Raw genomic sequence first — 17,239 nt, 5'->3', positions numbered from 1 at the left:
CATCGGACAACAGAAAGGATTAAAGACTACAATCATGTTTAATATCATTAAAACACAGAAACGAACAGTTCTTTTTCTTGCTGCAGCTGTATTATTTGCAGCAGTGTACGGTATATTTGTATACAATCAGGCAGAAACCAGTTCTCAATTTGAGCAGAAAGCAGAAACGGTCATTCCTGATGAGAACAGTCAGGTCATAAAACTGGAAACAGTAAACGAAGCGGTTTTGCCTGCGACAGAAAGTGAAGCGCAGGAAGAACCTGTGCCGGACAATCTAAAAGAAGGTTCAGAACACCCCTTTGTTGCTAAATTGCAGGAGCGGCTGATGGAACTGGGTTTTATGGAAAATGATGAACCGACTCTGTTCTATGGGTCTGTAACTGCCAATGCCATTCGTATATACCAGAGGCAGAATAATATTGTTCAGGATGGAATTGCGGGACCAGAGACACTGGCTTCACTTTTCTCCCAGGAAGCAAAGTATTATGCGGTATCCCTGGGGATTTCCGGGGATGACGTCAAACAAATCCAAAACAGACTTTATGAACTGGGTTATCTTGCGAAGGAAGAGGAAGTAACCGGAGAGTTTAACGAAACAACAGAAAAAGCAGTAATGAAACTGCAGGAGCTCAACCAGCTGTCAATAGACGGAAAGGTAGGGCGGAAGACCATTCGTCTGCTTTACAGTGAAGAGGTGAAACCTGATTATCTGGCCTACGGAGAGAAAAATGAAGTGGTTCTTTCTGCGCAAAAGCGTTTAAAAAGTCTGGGGTATTTAACAACTGTACCAGATGGTAATTATGGAAAAGATACGGTAACGGCAGTAAAGCAGTTCCAGTCCAGAAATGATTTAGTTGTAGACGGATACCTGGGACCTTCTACAAGAATTGCGTTAGAACAGGAGGAGGCCACACCCAATGGGGTCATGCTGAGAGAACAGGGAGAGAGTGTAAAGCGGATACAGGAACTTTTAAATAAGTACGGTTATCTGTCCTCTTCTAATGTTACCGGGTATTTTGGAGAGGTAACCGAGCAGTCCGTGAAGCGCTTTCAGAAAGATAATGGTTTGAAAGCAGACGGGTCGGTTGGTGTACAGACGCTTTCGCTGCTTACAGCAGATAAGTCTGTCAAAGCGGGCAAGGACTTCCGCCCTGCGGTAGTGGATGCAGGCAGTGGCGGCGGAGGCAAAACAGTAAATGGAAACGTAAAGGCATTTATTGATATTGCAGCATCGAAGGTAGGATCAAAGTATGTATGGGGGTCAAAAGGACCCAATTCGTTTGATTGTTCCGGTTTTGTTTACTGGAGTCTGAATCAGATCGGAGTAAGACAGAGCTACCTTACCTCCAGCGGGTGGAGAAACATGGGTAAATACAAACGAATATCCAATTACGACGATATAAAACCAGGTGATATTGTGGTGGGAAAAGGTCATATGGGGATTGCGGCAGAGAGCCAAAAGGTGATAGATGCTTCTTCTAGCAACGGAAAAGTAGTTTACCGGCAGAGGACAGCCTGGTGGAGAAATAACTTTATTGTGGCATGGAGAATATTCGAGTAGATTCATAATTTATCTTGCTAAAATCATTTTTTTGTATTATACTGTGGTCAAGTGGATGGTGATTGCATTTGCAAGCTATACCTGTTTATTATGTTATTGTGGCATTTTTTGCCTATAATACATGGTAAACAGGTTTTTTTTCGCCAAAAACAGGAACTTGAGGATCATTTATACCAGTGGACAGGGGTGAGAAGCATGATCATTTACAAAATTTTTAATAACAACGCGGTAGTTATTAAAGATGAAAACGGGGTGGAAAAGGTGGTTATGGGATGCGGTCTGGCGTTTAAAAAGAAGAATGGAGATGAGCTTGATGAAAGTAAGATTGATAAGATTTTTGTTTTGTCCGACCCCCTGATTAACAACCGGTTTCAGGAACTGGTTGCCAGCATTCCCATCGGTTATGTGGAGCTGGGAGAAGAGATTATTGAATATGCTTCAAAGGTTTTAGAGGCAGACTTAAATGATACCATTCATTTATCTTTAATCGATCACATTTATTCTGCAGTGAAACGGTTCCAGGAGGGGATTGGGATAAAAAATGCCATTCTCTGGGATATAAAGAAGTTTTATAAGAAGGAATTTGAGATTGGTTTAAAGGCACTGGATATGATAGAAAAACGTTTTTCCATCCGACTGCCGGAAGATGAAGCCGGTTTTATTGCCATTCACTTTGTGGAAGCTGTAACAAAAAAAGGTGCTGAGGAGATTCACCAGGTTGCCGAGCTGATCGCTGAGATCACAAGCATCGTTTCCTATAATTTTCACTTGTTCTTTAACGAAGATTCACTATATTATTACCGTTTTATCACTCATCTGAAGTTTTTCGCCCAGAGACTGCTGGAGGGAAAAACCTATCTTGATGATGAACAGGATGATCTTCTTATGATCATTAAGAAAAAATATGTGAATGCCTATGAGTGTGCGGAAAAGATCTGTGAATTTCTGAAAAAGAAATATAACTATCAGGTATCCAATGATGAAAAGCTGTATTTAACGCTTCATATTGAACGAGTTGTTTATAAGACTGTTTTATGACAAGATGGTTACATTAGGTTGGCTAAACTTTCATATTTCAAATAAAAAAGAAAAATGGAGGATTTAACAATGGGAAAATATGACCTGTTGGCAAAAGACATTATCAAAAAAGTCGGCGGCAAGGACAACATTTTAAGCCTTGTACACTGCGTGACCCGTCTGCGCTTTCAATTAAAAAATGAAAGTCTTGCAGATGATGAGGCACTGAAACAGACAGAAGGTATTATAACAGTTATGCGCAGCTCCGGACAGTATCAGGTTGTCATCGGAAACCACGTTCCTGAGGTATTTGCAGATGTGTGCAGAATAGCAAATATTTCAACAGAGAAAGCAGCAGAAAAAAAGAAAATGAGTTTCAGGGAAAAATCGCTGGATCTTATCTCCGGGATTATGATGCCGGCAATCGGCCTCCTCTGTGCCTGCGGTATGTTAAAGGGACTTAATTCCATTCTTTCCTACCTTGGACTTTATTCCAATGAGGACGGAATCTATATTCTGCTCAATGCAATCGGAGATTCCATCTTTTATTTCTTCCCTGTTGTCATCGGTTACAATACAGCAAAGAAGATACAGATGAATCCATTCCTGGGTCTGATTATAGGTGCTGCTCTGTGTTATCCAACCATTAACGGAGTGGATGTGCCCCTGTTTGGCCATGTGTTCAATGCTACCTATACTTCCACACTGCTTCCCGTAATTTTGATCGTAGCCATGGCAAAACCTCTTGAGAGCTTTTTTAACCGGGTAATACCTGATATGGTAAAGACTTTTATCACGCCAATGCTTGTGCTTTTCATATCAGTGCCCATCGGATATGTGGTAATCGGACCTCTTGCCAATCTGCTGTCTAATGCCATTTCACAGGCAGTACTATCTGTATACAAGCTAAGCCCTATAGCCGCCGGATTTTTAGTGGGCGGATTCTGGCAGGTAATGATTGTGTTTGGTGTTCATATTGTATTAGTTGTGTTGTGTATTACGAATATTATATCCGGAACTCCGGATCCGATCCTGGCATTTACCACCTTTGTTACCTTTACAACTACCGGCATGGTACTGGCCATGTGGCTGAAAACAAAGGATAAGACTTTAAAGCAGATCGCTCTTCCTGCATGGATTTCAGGTTTTTTTGGAGTAACAGAGCCGGCTATTTACGGAATTTTACTTCCAAGGATGAAGCAGTTCGTTCTTTCCTGTGTTTGCGGAGCTTTTGCAGGGGCAGCAACAGCTGCACTGGGATTAAAATATCACACGATGGCAGGTATGGGGCTGTTTGAGATTCCGGCACTTCTTGATCCGGCCCAGCCGGGAGTGAGTCTGGTGAGAGCAGTGATTGCTGCAGCTGTCTCTGTGGTGACTGGTTTCGTAGTTTCCTTTGTAACTTTTAAAGATGAGGAGCCTTCTCAGACAAAAGAGGAGGAACGTGTCTCTGAAAAATGTAAAAAAGGAGTGATCGCCTCTCCGCTGTCCGGCAAGGTTAAATCCCTGAGTCAGATCGATGACGCGGCATTTTCCAATGAAACTCTGGGAAAAGGAGTTGCAGTTACCCCTTTGGAAGGAAAAGTGACGGCTCCGTTTAAGGGCACGGTTATGATGCTGTTTCCCACAAAGCATGCCATAGGGCTTACATCTGATGAGGGCTGTGAAGTTATCATACACATAGGAATGGATACGGTTCGTTTAGACGGAAAGCATTTTGAAGCACATGTGAAAGAGGGAGATAAGGTTAAAAAAGGAGATCTTCTGATCACCTTTGATAAAGATGCCATTGAGAAGGAAGGATATTCTCTTGATTCCCCGGTAATCGTGACCAATACAAATGATTATATGGATATCATAGCAATGATGGAAAGCGGTTCAACCGTCCGCCATGGTGATGATTTAATTGCCATATTATAACAGACAGGAGGAATGAAATTGTTTCCGGATAATTTTTTATGGGGCGGTGCTGTTGCAGCCAACCAGTGCGAGGGAGCCTGGGAGGCAGATGGTAAAAAAGAGAGCATCTGTGATCATTTAACGGCAGGATCCCTTAACAAGAACAGGGTTTTTACTTCTGAAATTCGTAAGGGAGAAAGTTATCCCAGCCATACCGCAGTTGATTTCTACAACCGCTACAAAGAAGATATTGCATTATTTGCAGAAATGGGGTTTAAGGTATTCCGGCTGTCTATTGCCTGGAGCAGAATTTTTCCAGATGGAGATGATGAATTTCCAAATGAGGAAGGCTTACAGTTCTATGACCGGGTTTTTGATGAATGCCGCAGATATGGAATTGAACCAATGGTGACACTGAGTCATTTTGAGATACCATACCATCTGGTGAAAGCTTACAAAGGATTCTCAGACCGGAGGGTGATTGGCTTTTTTGAACGCTATGTAAGGTGCGTAATGGAACGGTATAAAGATAAGGTAAAGTATTGGCTGACCTTTAATGAAATTAATTTTGCCACCATGCCTATGGGAAATCTTGAGGTACTGGGCATCATTAACAGGGAAGACGATGAAGTGGCTAATCCGATAGATGACAAAAACCTGCGCTTTCAGGCGCTGCATCACGTATTTCTTGCCAGTGCAAGGGCAGTGTCCGCAGCGAGAGAAATCAACCCGGATTTTAAAGTGGGCTGTATGATCGCTCATATCACCATGTATCCTTTGACTTCCAGACCGGAGGACATGCTTCTTTTGCAGGAACTTGACCATTTAATTAATGATTTCTGCGCAGATGTCCAGATAAAAGGGAGCTATCCCGGATATGCGCTGCGCTATCTGGAGGAAAATCACATAGATCTGACTGTTGAGCCGGAGGATGAGGCTGTATTACGAAATGGCTGCGTTGACTTTTATTCATTCTCATACTATATGAGCAACTGTGTGACCACAGAGGAAGGTCATGCCACCACTCTTGGAAATCTGCTGGGCGGAGTGAAAAATCCCTACCTGGAAGCAAGCCAGTGGGGCTGGCAGATTGATCCGAAAGGCCTCAGGTATACACTCAATAAGATTCAGGACCGTTACGGTATCCCCATTTTCATTGTGGAGAACGGACTTGGAGCAGTTGATGAGCCGGATGACAACGGCTGTATTCATGATGATTACAGGATTAATTATTTAAGACAGCACATAACTGAAATGGGTAACGCCATTGACGGTAAGGTGAATCTCCTGGGATATACAGTCTGGTCGGCTCTTGATATCGTAAGCTCCGGTACAGGAGAAATGAAAAAACGGTATGGATTTATCTATGTGGATAAAGATGATCAGGGAAATGGGACAATGAAGCGGGTCAGAAAAAAGTCATTCTACTGGTATAAAAAAGTAATCAAGACCAATGGGGGAGATTTAACAGATATAGAAATTTAAAAACAGGGACATGCAGGAGGTATTTTACTTCCGGTATGTCCCTGTTTTGTATAAAATGTCAGATAGTAAAAGTGCTAAGACTCTTGACAGGAATTCATGAAGGGAGTAATATCTATTTAGAAAAATATCTAAATAGATAGGAGGATCATATTGGGCTTCCCGGATACGTTTAAGGCTCTCTCAGATCCGGTCAGGCGGGAGATCCTGCTGATGCTGAGAAATGGCCGCTTATCTGCCGGACAGATAGCAGAAAAATTTGACATGACAAATGCAACGATTTCATACCACCTTGCACAGTTAAAGAAGGCAGACCTGGTATTTGAATCAAAGTATAAAAATTTTGTTTATTATGAACTTAATACATCTGTTTTTGAGGAGCTTATGCTTTGGCTGTCTCAATTTAAGGGAAAGGAAGGAAATGATGAAGAATAAAAGAACAATTATCTTAACCTCCGTTATGTGTATGCTTCCGGAGATACTGTCTGTTATACTCTATAAGAGACTGCCGGAGCAGATTGCTGTACACTGGAACAGCGCAGGTGAGGTTGACGGATATTTTCCAAAAGCTTTGGCAGCGTTTGGAATGCCGGTTTTATTTCTGCTGTTAAACTTGTATTCAAACATTCGGCTGCTCTATGACCCAAGACGGGAGGGGCACTCGAAAGTTCTTCGTGCGATCAGTATCTGGACGGTACCGCTTACTTCTCTGATTCTGGTTCCTGCCACACTGTTTATAGCACTTGGTGCTCAAATTCCAATATCCGCATTATCATCTTCCGTGGTAGGTATTCTGCTTATTGTAACTGGAAATTACTTACCGAAAAGCAGGAGAAATTACGTGATGGGAGTGAGGCTTCCATGGACCTTTCACGATCCCGATAATTGGAATAAAACAAACCGGATGGCCGGACATATTATGGTGGCCGGAGGAGTAATTATCCTGTTGAGCGGATATTTGCAGCAAATAGCTGTTTTATATGGAGTTTCTATTATTGTTGTTATAACAGCATTGATCATTGTAATACCCTTTTTTTATTCCTTTGCCCTATATAAAAAAGAGAAGGATAAAAATCCTCTTACGTAATGTATTGCTTGTGACGCTGCGTCATGTTGTAAGATTGAGAAGAGGTGATGAAAATGTTAAAATTTTTTACAACAGGTGAGCTTGCAAAAATATGTAATGTAAGCATACGAACGGTACAGTTCTACGACAAGGAGAATATCGTGAAGCCGTCAAAATTAAGCGATGGCGGACGAAGACTGTATACGGAGGAAGAGGTTAAAAAGTTTCGGTGTATTTGTCTTTATAAGGCTCTTGGTCTCTCACTGGATGAAATCAAAAAAGTATCACAAACCCAGAATCCATACGGGCTTCTGTCAGAAATCGTCTTTTTCCAGAGATTAAAAATAGATGAGGAGATCAAAAATCTGGAACAGATGAAGGCGCGGTTAAGCGTTATTACGGAACAAATCAATGAGGCTGGAAAAGTGGAAGTGGAAAGTATTGATGATTTGGAGGAGCTGATGCGGAGAAAAGAACGTCATAAAAGGACGGATGTTATGACGTACATTTTTTTGGCCTGTTATGTTCTTGTGCTTTTGGCAGGATTTCCCATTGCAGCAGCCCTGGGTGGATTTGCACCTGGGGTAATGGGTGTGGCAGCCGTGATTCTTTTGTCAGGATTGATTTTTTACCATTCACAAGTCAATTCTTATATCTGCCCTGTTTGCGGAAAACGGTTTTCCATAGGTTTTTTTAAAGATGCATTTTCTTTTAATGGCATCAGGAAGGGTAAATTTCTCAAGTGTCCGTCCTGCGGCCGAAAGGGGTGGTTTAAAGAAACTTATTTCCATTAACGTTTAAACATTCTATGGGGGAGAGTTATGAAGAAATTAGCAGTAATATTTTTAATTATGGTTATGCTGTCGGTTGCTTTTCTGTCTAATCTGTTCCGAGTCAGACTTAACCGTCTGAAGAATAGGAAGGATACTGGGGATCTGCAGGGAAGAATTGATCAGTCTGGAGAGGAATATTTAAAATCCAATAATGGTGTGGGTCTTGTTATTGGAGTGGTTCAAAGAGGGAACGTTTATATTCAGGGGTATGGAAGAATCAGAAAAGAAAGCGATGAGAAGCCTGATGAAATGTCCCTTTTTGAACTGGCATCGGTAGGAAAGCTTTTTACAGCTGCAGCGCTTGAGGTGTTTACTGACAGAGGAGATCTTTCTGCCAGCGACAGTATTGATCAATATTTAGCTGATGTAGTAAAACTTCCCAAAACAGCGCAAACCACAACCTTAATGCAGCTGGCTACCCATACCTCTGGTTTTCCTTCCATACCTGACAGCTTAAGAAGAAGGATGAAGGATCAGAAAAATCCATACAAAAGTCTGACAAAGGCAGATCTTTATGAATATCTTTCCACCTGCCAAGGTAAAAAGAGGGCAGGTCATTATAAGTATTCCAATTTCGGCATGGGACTATTAGGCCATCTATTTGAACTGAAATATAAGGATACATATGAGAATATTATTAAAAAAGAGATCTGCACTCAGTTAGATATGGAAAACACAACGATAACCATGAATGAAAGCCAGCAAAAGCTGCTGGCACAGGGCTATGATGCAAAAGGCGCTCCAAATCCTGTCTGGGAAGATTATGTTCTGACAGGTGCCGGTTCGTTTTTATCAAATGCAGAAGATATGGTAAAATTCATAAAGGCAAATTTGTATGAAGAGAAAACTACCCTTTCCGCCTCGCTGTTTAAAACCCATGTAAGGCAGATGAATGGAAAAACCGGTCTTGGGTGGCATTTTCCAATGCTTGGAGAAAGGCTTCTGGGATTAAATGATATCATCTGGCACAATGGAATGGCGGGAGGCTACAGCAGCTATATCGCTATTGATAAAGAAGATGAAACTGGAATCATTATTTTATCAAATACTGCCTGTGATGTCAGAGCACTTGGTGTTAAAATTTTATTGTATGCCCGTAATATTTCGCTTAATAATGAATCTGTTAGTGGAATTGGAGAATCATGAAGATGGATCGATGCATTTATTGCCATAAGGAAATTTTAATTGCTCATACGCTGCCTACCGGAGACAAAGAAGAACAACTGCTTTGCTGCAGCGGGGAATGTGTACAGAAAACGAAAGATTTTTTAAATTTTTTTAAAAGAATGAAACGCTGGTTCTATATGGGTATCTTCCTGTCGCTGGGTCTTGTTCTTGCAGGAACAGTAGTGGCTGTGCTAAAATATTCCCAGTCTCTCATGACATTGTGCATAACAGGAGGGCTGGTTATTCAGGGGATCTCTGTGTTCTTCTTTCCCTTTGCCACTTCGGAATCGTATTTTTTATGGGGAATAATGAAAACAACTAAACTTGTTAAATTTTTGGGTGTAGTTTTGATCTTTATGGGATTTAGCTTAATATACTACCTAAATTAAGTACAATAGTTATATTAGTTTATATAAATCAGATTTGGAGGTGTTATATGGCAACAATTCTGGTTGTTGAAGATGATAAACATACAAGACTGCTTACCTGCGCCAGATTGAAACCGTTTTATGCAGTGGCAGAAGCGGAAAATGGGGAAGAAGCGTTGAAAATGCTGGATCAAAATCATATAGATCTCATAATAGCCGATATTCAGATGCCTGTTATGAATGGTTATGATCTTGTAAAGGAACTACGGGATTCAGGGATACAAATACCAGTTATCATGCTGACTGCAATGCACACGTTTGATGATAAAAGAACAGGCTTTGCTTCCGGCACAGATGATTATATGACTAAGCCGATTGATTATGAGGAGCTTCTCTGGCGTATAAAAGCACTTCTAAGAAGGGCTAATATAGTCAGCCAAAGAAAAATTATAATTGGAGATATTACTCTTGATTCTGCCGCTTATACCGTAACAAGAGAAGGAGCAATTACAGAACTGGCTAAGAAAGAATTCGATCTTCTTTTTAAATTACTTTCCTATCCTGGTATGATTTTTACAAAATCCCAGCTTCTTGATGAAATATGGGGGTATGAAACCAATAGCGATGAAACAACGATAAAGACCCATATAAACAGACTGAGGAACAAATTTGCAGACTGTATGGAGTTCGAAATCATTACAATCAGGGGACTGGGGTATAAAGCGGAAATTCATGAAAAATAGTTACAGGAAAGAGAGGTAGATAAAAATTACAGGAAAATTTAATAAGAAAAAACTACTTACTGTACATTGGGCAGTGTGGTTTTACATTTTAATACTGATCAGTTCTGTTATGTCTTTTGGATTTATTGCGTATATGGAATTGGATATGAATAGCAATGATGCGGTTTATATGCTTGCCATGATGCCTTGTATGGGTATAATTGCAGGAGCAGCCCTGCTAAAAATAATAAGAATTCTCAAACTTCGGATGAAAAAAATTCTGGATGGCATTACCAGTGTGGCAGAAGGCGACCTGGATGTTGAGATAGATTTAAATAATTCCGGTGAATATAGAGAAATGTACGAGAATTTTAACCGTATGGTTCGGGAATTGAAGAATACAAAAATTGAAATGCAGAATTTTATGAATGAATTCTCCCATGAATTTAAAACCCCCATAACCTCCATTCATGGTTTTGCAGAATTGTTATTAGAAGAAAATATCAGCGAAGATGATAGAAAACAATACCTTCAGATTATATTGGAGGAATCCCAGCGACTGGCATCACTTTCTCAAAACACGCTGTTACTCTCAAAGCTGGATGCACAGGAGGTTTTGACGGATAAAAAGGAATTTGAATTAGATGAGCAGATTAAAAAATGCGCAATTTTATTATTCAGGGAAATAGAAAAGAAAGAGATCGTTTTAAATATGGAGCTGGCTCCCGTGACATATTATGGAAGCGCAGAACTGCTGCATCAGGTATGGATGAATCTCATTAGTAATGCGATTAAATTTACTCCCAATGGCGGAGAGATTACTATTATAATGATTGCTGTAGGAAACCAGATCACCATTAATATATCGGATACAGGAATCGGGATGGATGAGGAAACTGCCAGGCTTATATTTAATAAATACTATCAGGGAGATTCTTCTCATGCTACCGCAGGGTTTGGACTTGGGCTTTCTATCGTGAAACGTATTGTAGATTTGTGCAAGAGTGAAATCATTGTAACCAGTGTTCCCGGAAGAGGAAGCACATTTTCAGTAGTATTACAAAATCAAAACAAAAACAAATAAAAGGAAAGAGGCTTTACATGGACATTGATCGTGTAAATGCCTTTTTTTTTGTATTATAAAAACTTTGCTGTTTTTATTTTAGTTTACATTCAGTTTACAAACGCTTATTACAATGCAGAAGTAGTCATTCATCAGGCTTGAGAGGAGATTCAATGAAAGCAGATCATAAAAACATAATAGTAACCGGAGGCGGTAATGGAGTAGGCAGACAATTGATACTTGAACTGCTGATAAGAGGAGCTGCAGTAATTGCAGTTGATAAAAATCAGGTAGCGCTGAACGAGACCATTTTAATATCAGGAAATAACAGCCGGTTATATACTCATGCTGTTGATATTTCCAATCGAGAGGAGGTAGCTGCATTTACAGCTGAGGCAGTTTCAAAATATAAAAATATTGACGGCCTTATTAACTGTGCAGGAATCATACAGCCATTTATAAACCTGGATGAACTGGATCTGGCAGCGATTGACCGGGTGATGAATGTGAATTTTTACGGAACACTCTATATGACAAAATCATTTCTGCCTTATTTAAAAAAACGTCCGGAAGCACATTTAGTAAATATATCCAGTATGGGGGGCTTTCTGCCGGTTCCTGGTCAGGGAATCTATGGTGCTTCGAAAGCTGCTGTAAAAGCTATGACAGAAGCTCTTCATTCAGAACTTGCAAATACAACAGTAAAGGTTACGGTTGTATTTCCAGGTGGTGTAGCAACAGATATCAAAGTGAATTCTGATATAAAAGGAAGTAAATCGGTAACAGAAGACAAAAGGGCAAAAAAAATGATGTCTCCGGAACAGGCAGCTAAACAGATTATACAAGCAATGGAGAAGAATCGTTTCCAGGTATTTATAGGTAAGGATTGCAGGATAATGAATGTACTGTATCGTTTAAGACCGGAATCAGCAATGAAATTAATTCGAAAGGTGATGGCATCCAACAGTCATTGACGGTAAAAAGGAGAAAACAAATAATGCGAAAAATTTGCGTGATAACGGGTGGCGGCAGCGGTATGGGGTTAGCGGCTGCAAAGATCATGGGAAAAAGTTATTATATTATCATCTGCGGGAGAAATACAGAGAAGCTGGAAGCTGCAGTAAATGAATTGAAAGCGGAAGGAATACAGGCGGAAGCATATCCCTGTGATGTTTCTGATCTGGCCAGTGTAGAGAAGCTGGCTTCTTATTCAAAAGCCAAGGGTACTGTGGCTGCAGTGATTCACGCGGCCGGTATGTCACCTCATATGGGAGATGCAAAAACTATTTTGGAGGTAAATGCGCTTGGCACCATTTATATCAATAATGCTTTTTACAAAGTGATGGAAGAGGGATCCTGTTTGATTGATGTGTCATCGATGTCTGCATATTTAACTCCCCAAATGGTAATGCCGGTGGGAATATATAAGTACAGCCGAAACGACCCGGAAAAATTTATGAGAAAAATGATGCGGCGCATCAGGTTTTATCCTGAAAAATATCAATCCGGTATCGCATATGGAATTTCAAAAAACTTTGTTATCTGGTATGCAAAACAGGATGCCGCCAGATTTGGAGAGAGCGGAGCCAGAGTACTTTCGGTGTCACCCGGCAATTTTGACACTCCTATGGGAGAAATTGAAAAGGAAGAAGCCTCCGCTTACGTAAAATACTGTGCTGTTAAAAGAGCTGGAAGAGTAGAAGAAATAGCCGGTCTGTTTTCGTACTGTGTCAGCGAAAGCGCAGGTTATTTGACGGGAGTGGATATTTTATGCGATGGGGGCTTGGTAGCATCGGGAATCAATGTGCTGCAAAAAAAGGTTGTGTAATTGAACGAAGGATCCCTGTAGATAAAACAGGACCATATAAAAATTAATTTTAAGGAGCAGAAAATGAAAAAGAAAGTACTATTACTTGGAGTAAGCGCAGTGATATTGATTGCGGTGATATTGATTCGGATTAATGGAATGAAGGTTCCCGTCAAGGCAGATACTCTGCCCGTAGTAGAAACCGTTAATCCGGAAGTTGGCACAATTGAGTTATACACCAGTCTCATTGGAACCATAGAGCCTGAAACTGTTGTCAGAATCTCCCCTGAAGCATCAGGAACAGTTACGCAGGTAGCTGCAAAAGCAGGTGATATGGTGCAGCAGGGACAGCTTCTGTGCGTCATTGATACAAATAAAGTACAGAATGCAAAGAATACCATGGACAATGCGCAAGTTACTTATAAAGAAGCACATGATACCCTGGGACGAATGTCAGCGCTTTATCAAAGCGGTGCTGTCTCGGAGCAGGAATATCAGGGGTATGTAAACTCAGCAAAAAAGTCGGAGATTGCATACAAACAGGCGAAGGAGGAGTACGAAAATCAGGTCTCCTATAGTAATATCAAATCTCCAATCAGCGGAAAGATAGAAAGCTGCAGCATAGAGCAATTTGACAAGGTATCTACCAGCGATCAGATCTTTGTCATATCCGGAGTGGGGAATAAAATTATCTCTACCAGCCTGACAGAGAAATTAAAACGCCGGGTAAACCCTGGTGATACTGTTACCGTTGAGGAAGACGGAAACAATATGCAGGGAACTATTTCTGAAATAAGCGGGATGGCAGATGATAAGACCGGTTTGTTTAAGATTAAGATACAGCTTGCCGACACAAACGATTTATCTACCGGAACCAGTGTCAAGTTGTCTTTGTGCTCTGAGAGGGCAGACCAGGTGATTACAGTACCCGTAGATTCTGTTTATTATGAGAACAGTAAACCATATGTGTTTACTTATGACAATGGTACAGTACATAAAATTTTTATTGAAGCTGGTATCTACGATTCAAGCCGCCTGGAGGTAAAGGGAGGAATACAGAAAAATATGGATGTAATTACCACCTGGAGTCCTGAGCTTTATGAAGGAGCAAAAGCGTCGGTAATGAATTCAGGAGAAGAAATAAAAGGAGAATCCAAGGCATGAATCAATTAACAAAAATCGTCTTAAGACGGCCGGTTACCGTTATTATGTGTCTTCTATGCCTAGTGGTATTTGGTGTTTCTTCTGTAATCAACTCCAGGCAGGAGCTGACTCCGGAGATGAGCATGCCCATGCTTATGGTCGTGACCGCATACCCTGGAGCACAGCCAAAGGATGTAGATGAATTAATCAGTAAAAAGATTGAAGATGCAGTTGGTTCACTCAGCGGTATAAAAAAGGTAACGTCTAAATCCTCTGAAAACCGTTCTACAGTAACAATTCAGTATGAATATGGCACAGATTTAGATAAGTCCTATAATGATTTGAAAAAGAAAATAGACGAAGTTTCATCAGATCTGCCGGGAGAGGCTAAAACGCCGATTGTAATGGAACTGGATACCGGATCTTCCGCTGATATAAAATTAGTTGTTACCGGGGCAGAGACGTCAAATCAGTATGATTATGTGAAACAGGAGATTGTACCGGAATTTGAAAAGCTGTCCAATGCAGCGGAAGTATCAATAGCCGGAGGCAGCGAGGATTATATTAAAGTAGAACTGAATCCGGAAAAAATGCAGCAGTATAAGATATCCATGTCCTCCATCGCGAATGATATCTCCGCATCAGATGTAAAGATGCCTGGCGGTACAATCGAAGTAGGCAGAAAAAAAGCGGCAATATCATCACGACTGAAGTTTGATACAGAAGATTCCCTGCAGAATGTACCGCTTACGGTACCGGGCAATAATATTGTTTATCTTGGAGATATAGCAGATATTTATACAACAAGTGAAAAAGAAGGAAGTATAGCACATTATAATGGGAAGAATACCGTTTCGCTATCTGTCAGCAAACAGCAGAGTTCCACTGCAGCAGATCTTTCAAAAGAAGTAAATCAGACAATTAAGACACTTGAGGCATCGAACCCTGGTTTAGACATTCAGATAGTCAATGACAGCTCCAAAGATATTATGGCTTCCCTGGAGTCCATTGCAGAAACCGTTATTCTTGCTATCCTGATTTCCATGGCGGTTATCTGGCTTTTCTTTGGGGATTTAAAAGCTTCCTTAATCGTTGGAAGTTCCATACCTGTATCGATTCTGACCGCGCTTATTTTAATGAAGTTTATGGATTTTTCATTGAATATGCTCACACTGGCAGCACTGTCCATGGGAGTCGGTATGATGGTGGATAATTCAATTGTCGTAATGGAAAGCTGTTTCCGTGTGACATCACAGGAAAAGAAGGAATTCATTGATTATTTTCAAGACGCCTTAAAAGGAACTGGAATTGTGGCAGCTTCCGTTTTTGGCTCCACACTGACTACCTGTGTGGTATTCCTTCCCCTGGCTTTTTTGAACGGCATGGCAGGACAGATGTTTATGCCTCTGGGATTTACCATTGTGTTCTGCATGGGAGCTTCCCTGATATCAGCCATTACGGTGGTACCTTTATGCTATCTGATGTATAAGCCGGAAGAGACTCCGGCACCCTTATCAGCCCCGATTAGCAAGCTTCAGAATCTGTATAGAAACGTGATGCGTCATATCCTTCCGAAGAAGAAAACGGTCATGGCAGTCTCTATCCTTCTTCTTTTGGTGTCTTTTCTTATGGCAGGACAGCTTAAAGTAAGCCTGATCACTGCCGATGACCAGGGGCAGATTGCTGTTACAGTAGATATGGCTCCCGGACTCAAGACAAAAGATGCGGATGAATTGCTGAAAAAAGTAGAAGATTCTTTTTCCGATTATCAGGAGATGGAGTCCTATGTAACCAGTTATGGAGGAAGTGGTGTAAGCGCAGGAAACTCTGCATCAATCATTGTTTATTTGAAAGAAAACAGAAAAGTACCCACGAAACAGGCGGTGGAAATTTTTAAAGAAAAGCTTAGCAAGTTGACAGATTGTAAAATTACGGTAAAAGAAAATTCCTATGCAAGCATGATGAGTTCAGAAGATTCTTATGAACTGGTATTGAGAAGTACAGACTACGATCAGTTGAAAAACTCATCCCAGCAGATTGTATCAAAATTAATGGAAAGGCCTGAACTTACCCGGATACATTCGTCCCTTGAAAATGCGGCACCCGTTGTGGAAGTACGGGTGGATTCGGTTAAAGCAAAGGCAAAAGGGATCAGTCCTTCCTCAATTGGCCACAGTATATACCAGGCTATTAATGGAGTGACTGCAAAAACCATAGAAGTAAATGGAGATGATGTGGATGTAAAAGTCCAATATCAGGATGATGAATTTAAGTCTGTGGATCAGATCCGGAATATGACACTGTCTCTTTCAAACGGAGGGTTTGCTGCTGTTAATGATGTTGCAGAAATAAGCTTTCAGGACAGCCCGGCAAGTATTACAAGAGAAAATAAGCAATATGTTGTTTCCATAACCGGGGATTATACGCCATCAGCGAATAAAAATACAAAACCCGTAATTAACCGGGAGATTGTGACACCAAATTTAAATTCTTTCGTAAGCTTAGGATCCAGTGCAATGGATGATCAGACGACAGAAGAACTTACTTCTCTTCTGTATGCAATTATGCTGGCAGTATTTCTGGTATTTGTAGTAATGGCGGCTCAGTTTGAATCACCGAGGTTTTCGTTTATGGTTATGACAACCATTCCATTCAGCCTGATAGGGGCATTTGGCCTGATGTTTTTTGCAGGTTGCGAATTAAGTATGGTTGCCATGCTTGGATTTTTAATGTTAATCGGAACAGTAGTAAACAGCGGTATTCTTTATGTGGATACGGTCAACCAGTATAGAGCAGAGATGTCACCCGAAGAGGCAATGATTGAAGCTGGAGCGACCAGACTTCGCCCGATATTAATGACAACCTTAACCACTGTACTTTCTATGATCCCGATGGCCCTTGCATTAGGACATTCCGGTGAAATGATGCAGGGACTTGCAGTTGTCAATATCGGAGGATTGACGGCTTCCACCGTTTTAAGTCTTCTTATGCTTCCGGTATACTATAATCTTATGAGTAAAAAAGAGAGAAAAAAAGAAAAAAAGAAAAAAAGAAAAAAAGAAGAGAAAATCAAGGAAAAAAGATGTATAGACCGGTGGTTTCAGTTATAGG

The 17,239-nt window shown here is 40.8% G+C and carries 15 protein-coding genes; all 15 read left to right on the top strand.

Annotated elements, in window-relative coordinates; genetic code table 11:
* Positions 1–34: 34 nt before the first annotated feature.
* The 15 genes from DS742_RS07670 (at position 35) to DS742_RS07600 (ending at position 17,238) form a co-directional block, all read left to right on the top strand.
* The gene (locus DS742_RS07670; RefSeq protein ID WP_117416404.1) at positions 35–1,561 is read left to right on the top strand and encodes a C40 family peptidase; all 1,527 of its coding nucleotides are present in this window, start codon (positions 35–37) and stop codon (positions 1,559–1,561) included.
* Between the two features lie 195 nt (positions 1,562–1,756).
* A complete protein-coding gene (gene licT / locus DS742_RS07665; RefSeq protein WP_117416403.1) occupies positions 1,757–2,599 on the top strand; it encodes a BglG family transcription antiterminator LicT in 843 nt (280 codons plus the stop codon).
* Positions 2,600–2,668: 69 nt separating this feature from the next.
* Positions 2,669–4,498, top strand: a complete 1,830-nt coding sequence (locus tag DS742_RS07660) for a beta-glucoside-specific PTS transporter subunit IIABC (protein ID WP_117416402.1) — start codon at positions 2,669–2,671, stop codon at positions 4,496–4,498.
* 12 nt (positions 4,499–4,510) lie between these two features.
* Positions 4,511–5,962 carry a glycoside hydrolase family 1 protein gene (locus tag DS742_RS07655; RefSeq protein WP_170313390.1) on the top strand — a complete coding sequence of 484 codons (1,452 nt, stop codon included), beginning with the start codon at positions 4,511–4,513 and terminating at the stop codon, positions 5,960–5,962.
* A gap of 150 nt (positions 5,963–6,112) precedes the next feature.
* A complete protein-coding gene (locus DS742_RS07650) occupies positions 6,113–6,394 on the top strand; it encodes an autorepressor SdpR family transcription factor (protein ID WP_117416400.1) in 282 nt (93 codons plus the stop codon).
* Complete coding sequence (locus tag DS742_RS07645) at positions 6,381–7,046, top strand: SdpI family protein (protein WP_170313389.1); 666 nt, start codon at positions 6,381–6,383, stop codon at positions 7,044–7,046. The genes DS742_RS07650 and DS742_RS07645 overlap by 14 nt, the downstream gene beginning before the upstream one ends.
* Before the next feature lie 53 nt (positions 7,047–7,099).
* On the top strand, positions 7,100–7,819 hold the full coding sequence (locus tag DS742_RS07640; protein ID WP_170313388.1) for a MerR family transcriptional regulator: 720 nt from the start codon (positions 7,100–7,102) through the stop codon (positions 7,817–7,819).
* A 27-nt stretch (positions 7,820–7,846) separates the two neighbouring features.
* Positions 7,847–9,004, top strand: coding sequence for a serine hydrolase domain-containing protein (locus DS742_RS07635; protein WP_117416397.1), 1,158 nt, complete (start codon positions 7,847–7,849; stop codon positions 9,002–9,004).
* A 2-nt stretch (positions 9,005–9,006) separates the two neighbouring features.
* Positions 9,007–9,414: a hypothetical protein gene (locus DS742_RS07630; protein ID WP_117416396.1), complete on the top strand. Its 408-nt coding sequence runs from the start codon at positions 9,007–9,009 to the stop codon at positions 9,412–9,414.
* A 47-nt stretch (positions 9,415–9,461) separates the two neighbouring features.
* Positions 9,462–10,136, top strand: a complete 675-nt coding sequence (locus DS742_RS07625) for a response regulator transcription factor (protein ID WP_117416395.1) — start codon at positions 9,462–9,464, stop codon at positions 10,134–10,136.
* 145 nt (positions 10,137–10,281) lie between these two features.
* The gene (locus DS742_RS07620) at positions 10,282–11,199 is read left to right on the top strand and encodes a HAMP domain-containing sensor histidine kinase (protein ID WP_170313387.1); all 918 of its coding nucleotides are present in this window, start codon (positions 10,282–10,284) and stop codon (positions 11,197–11,199) included.
* Between the two features lie 152 nt (positions 11,200–11,351).
* The gene (locus DS742_RS07615) at positions 11,352–12,152 is read left to right on the top strand and encodes an SDR family NAD(P)-dependent oxidoreductase (RefSeq protein WP_117416393.1); all 801 of its coding nucleotides are present in this window, start codon (positions 11,352–11,354) and stop codon (positions 12,150–12,152) included.
* A 23-nt stretch (positions 12,153–12,175) separates the two neighbouring features.
* Positions 12,176–13,006 carry an SDR family oxidoreductase gene (locus DS742_RS07610; RefSeq protein ID WP_117416392.1) on the top strand — a complete coding sequence of 277 codons (831 nt, stop codon included), beginning with the start codon at positions 12,176–12,178 and terminating at the stop codon, positions 13,004–13,006.
* 63 nt (positions 13,007–13,069) lie between these two features.
* Complete coding sequence (locus DS742_RS07605) at positions 13,070–14,149, top strand: efflux RND transporter periplasmic adaptor subunit (RefSeq protein WP_117416391.1); 1,080 nt, start codon at positions 13,070–13,072, stop codon at positions 14,147–14,149.
* Positions 14,146–17,238: an efflux RND transporter permease subunit gene (locus DS742_RS07600; protein WP_117416390.1), complete on the top strand. Its 3,093-nt coding sequence runs from the start codon at positions 14,146–14,148 to the stop codon at positions 17,236–17,238. The genes DS742_RS07605 and DS742_RS07600 overlap by 4 nt, the downstream gene beginning before the upstream one ends.
* The last annotated feature ends 1 nt before the right edge of the window (position 17,239 follow it).

This window comes from Lacrimispora amygdalina, assembly GCF_003432035.1.
GTDB lineage: Bacteria > Bacillota > Clostridia > Lachnospirales > Lachnospiraceae > Lacrimispora > Lacrimispora amygdalina.
The sequence above is the reverse complement of the archived record's forward strand: the minus strand, read 5'-3'. Positions and strand labels throughout refer to the sequence as shown.

What these genes read in the sequence shown, in the direction of transcription:
- DS742_RS07645 (WP_170313389.1), top strand. Translation starts at nt 6,381, where the DNA reads ATGATGAAGAATAAAAGAACAATTATCTTAACCTCCGTTATGTGTATG.
- DS742_RS07615 (WP_117416393.1), top strand. Translation starts at nt 11,352, where the DNA reads ATGAAAGCAGATCATAAAAACATAATAGTAACCGGAGGCGGTAATGGA.
- DS742_RS07625 (WP_117416395.1), top strand. Translation starts at nt 9,462, where the DNA reads ATGGCAACAATTCTGGTTGTTGAAGATGATAAACATACAAGACTGCTT.
- DS742_RS07660 (WP_117416402.1), top strand. Translation starts at nt 2,669, where the DNA reads ATGGGAAAATATGACCTGTTGGCAAAAGACATTATCAAAAAAGTCGGC.
- DS742_RS07655 (WP_170313390.1), top strand. Translation starts at nt 4,511, where the DNA reads ATGAAATTGTTTCCGGATAATTTTTTATGGGGCGGTGCTGTTGCAGCC.
- DS742_RS07670 (WP_117416404.1), top strand. Translation starts at nt 35, where the DNA reads ATGTTTAATATCATTAAAACACAGAAACGAACAGTTCTTTTTCTTGCT.
- licT (WP_117416403.1), top strand. Translation starts at nt 1,757, where the DNA reads ATGATCATTTACAAAATTTTTAATAACAACGCGGTAGTTATTAAAGAT.
- DS742_RS07605 (WP_117416391.1), top strand. Translation starts at nt 13,070, where the DNA reads ATGAAAAAGAAAGTACTATTACTTGGAGTAAGCGCAGTGATATTGATT.
- DS742_RS07640 (WP_170313388.1), top strand. Translation starts at nt 7,100, where the DNA reads ATGTTAAAATTTTTTACAACAGGTGAGCTTGCAAAAATATGTAATGTA.
- DS742_RS07600 (WP_117416390.1), top strand. Translation starts at nt 14,146, where the DNA reads ATGAATCAATTAACAAAAATCGTCTTAAGACGGCCGGTTACCGTTATT.
- DS742_RS07635 (WP_117416397.1), top strand. Translation starts at nt 7,847, where the DNA reads ATGAAGAAATTAGCAGTAATATTTTTAATTATGGTTATGCTGTCGGTT.
- DS742_RS07610 (WP_117416392.1), top strand. Translation starts at nt 12,176, where the DNA reads ATGCGAAAAATTTGCGTGATAACGGGTGGCGGCAGCGGTATGGGGTTA.
- DS742_RS07630 (WP_117416396.1), top strand. Translation starts at nt 9,007, where the DNA reads ATGGATCGATGCATTTATTGCCATAAGGAAATTTTAATTGCTCATACG.
- DS742_RS07620 (WP_170313387.1), top strand. Translation starts at nt 10,282, where the DNA reads ATGAATAGCAATGATGCGGTTTATATGCTTGCCATGATGCCTTGTATG.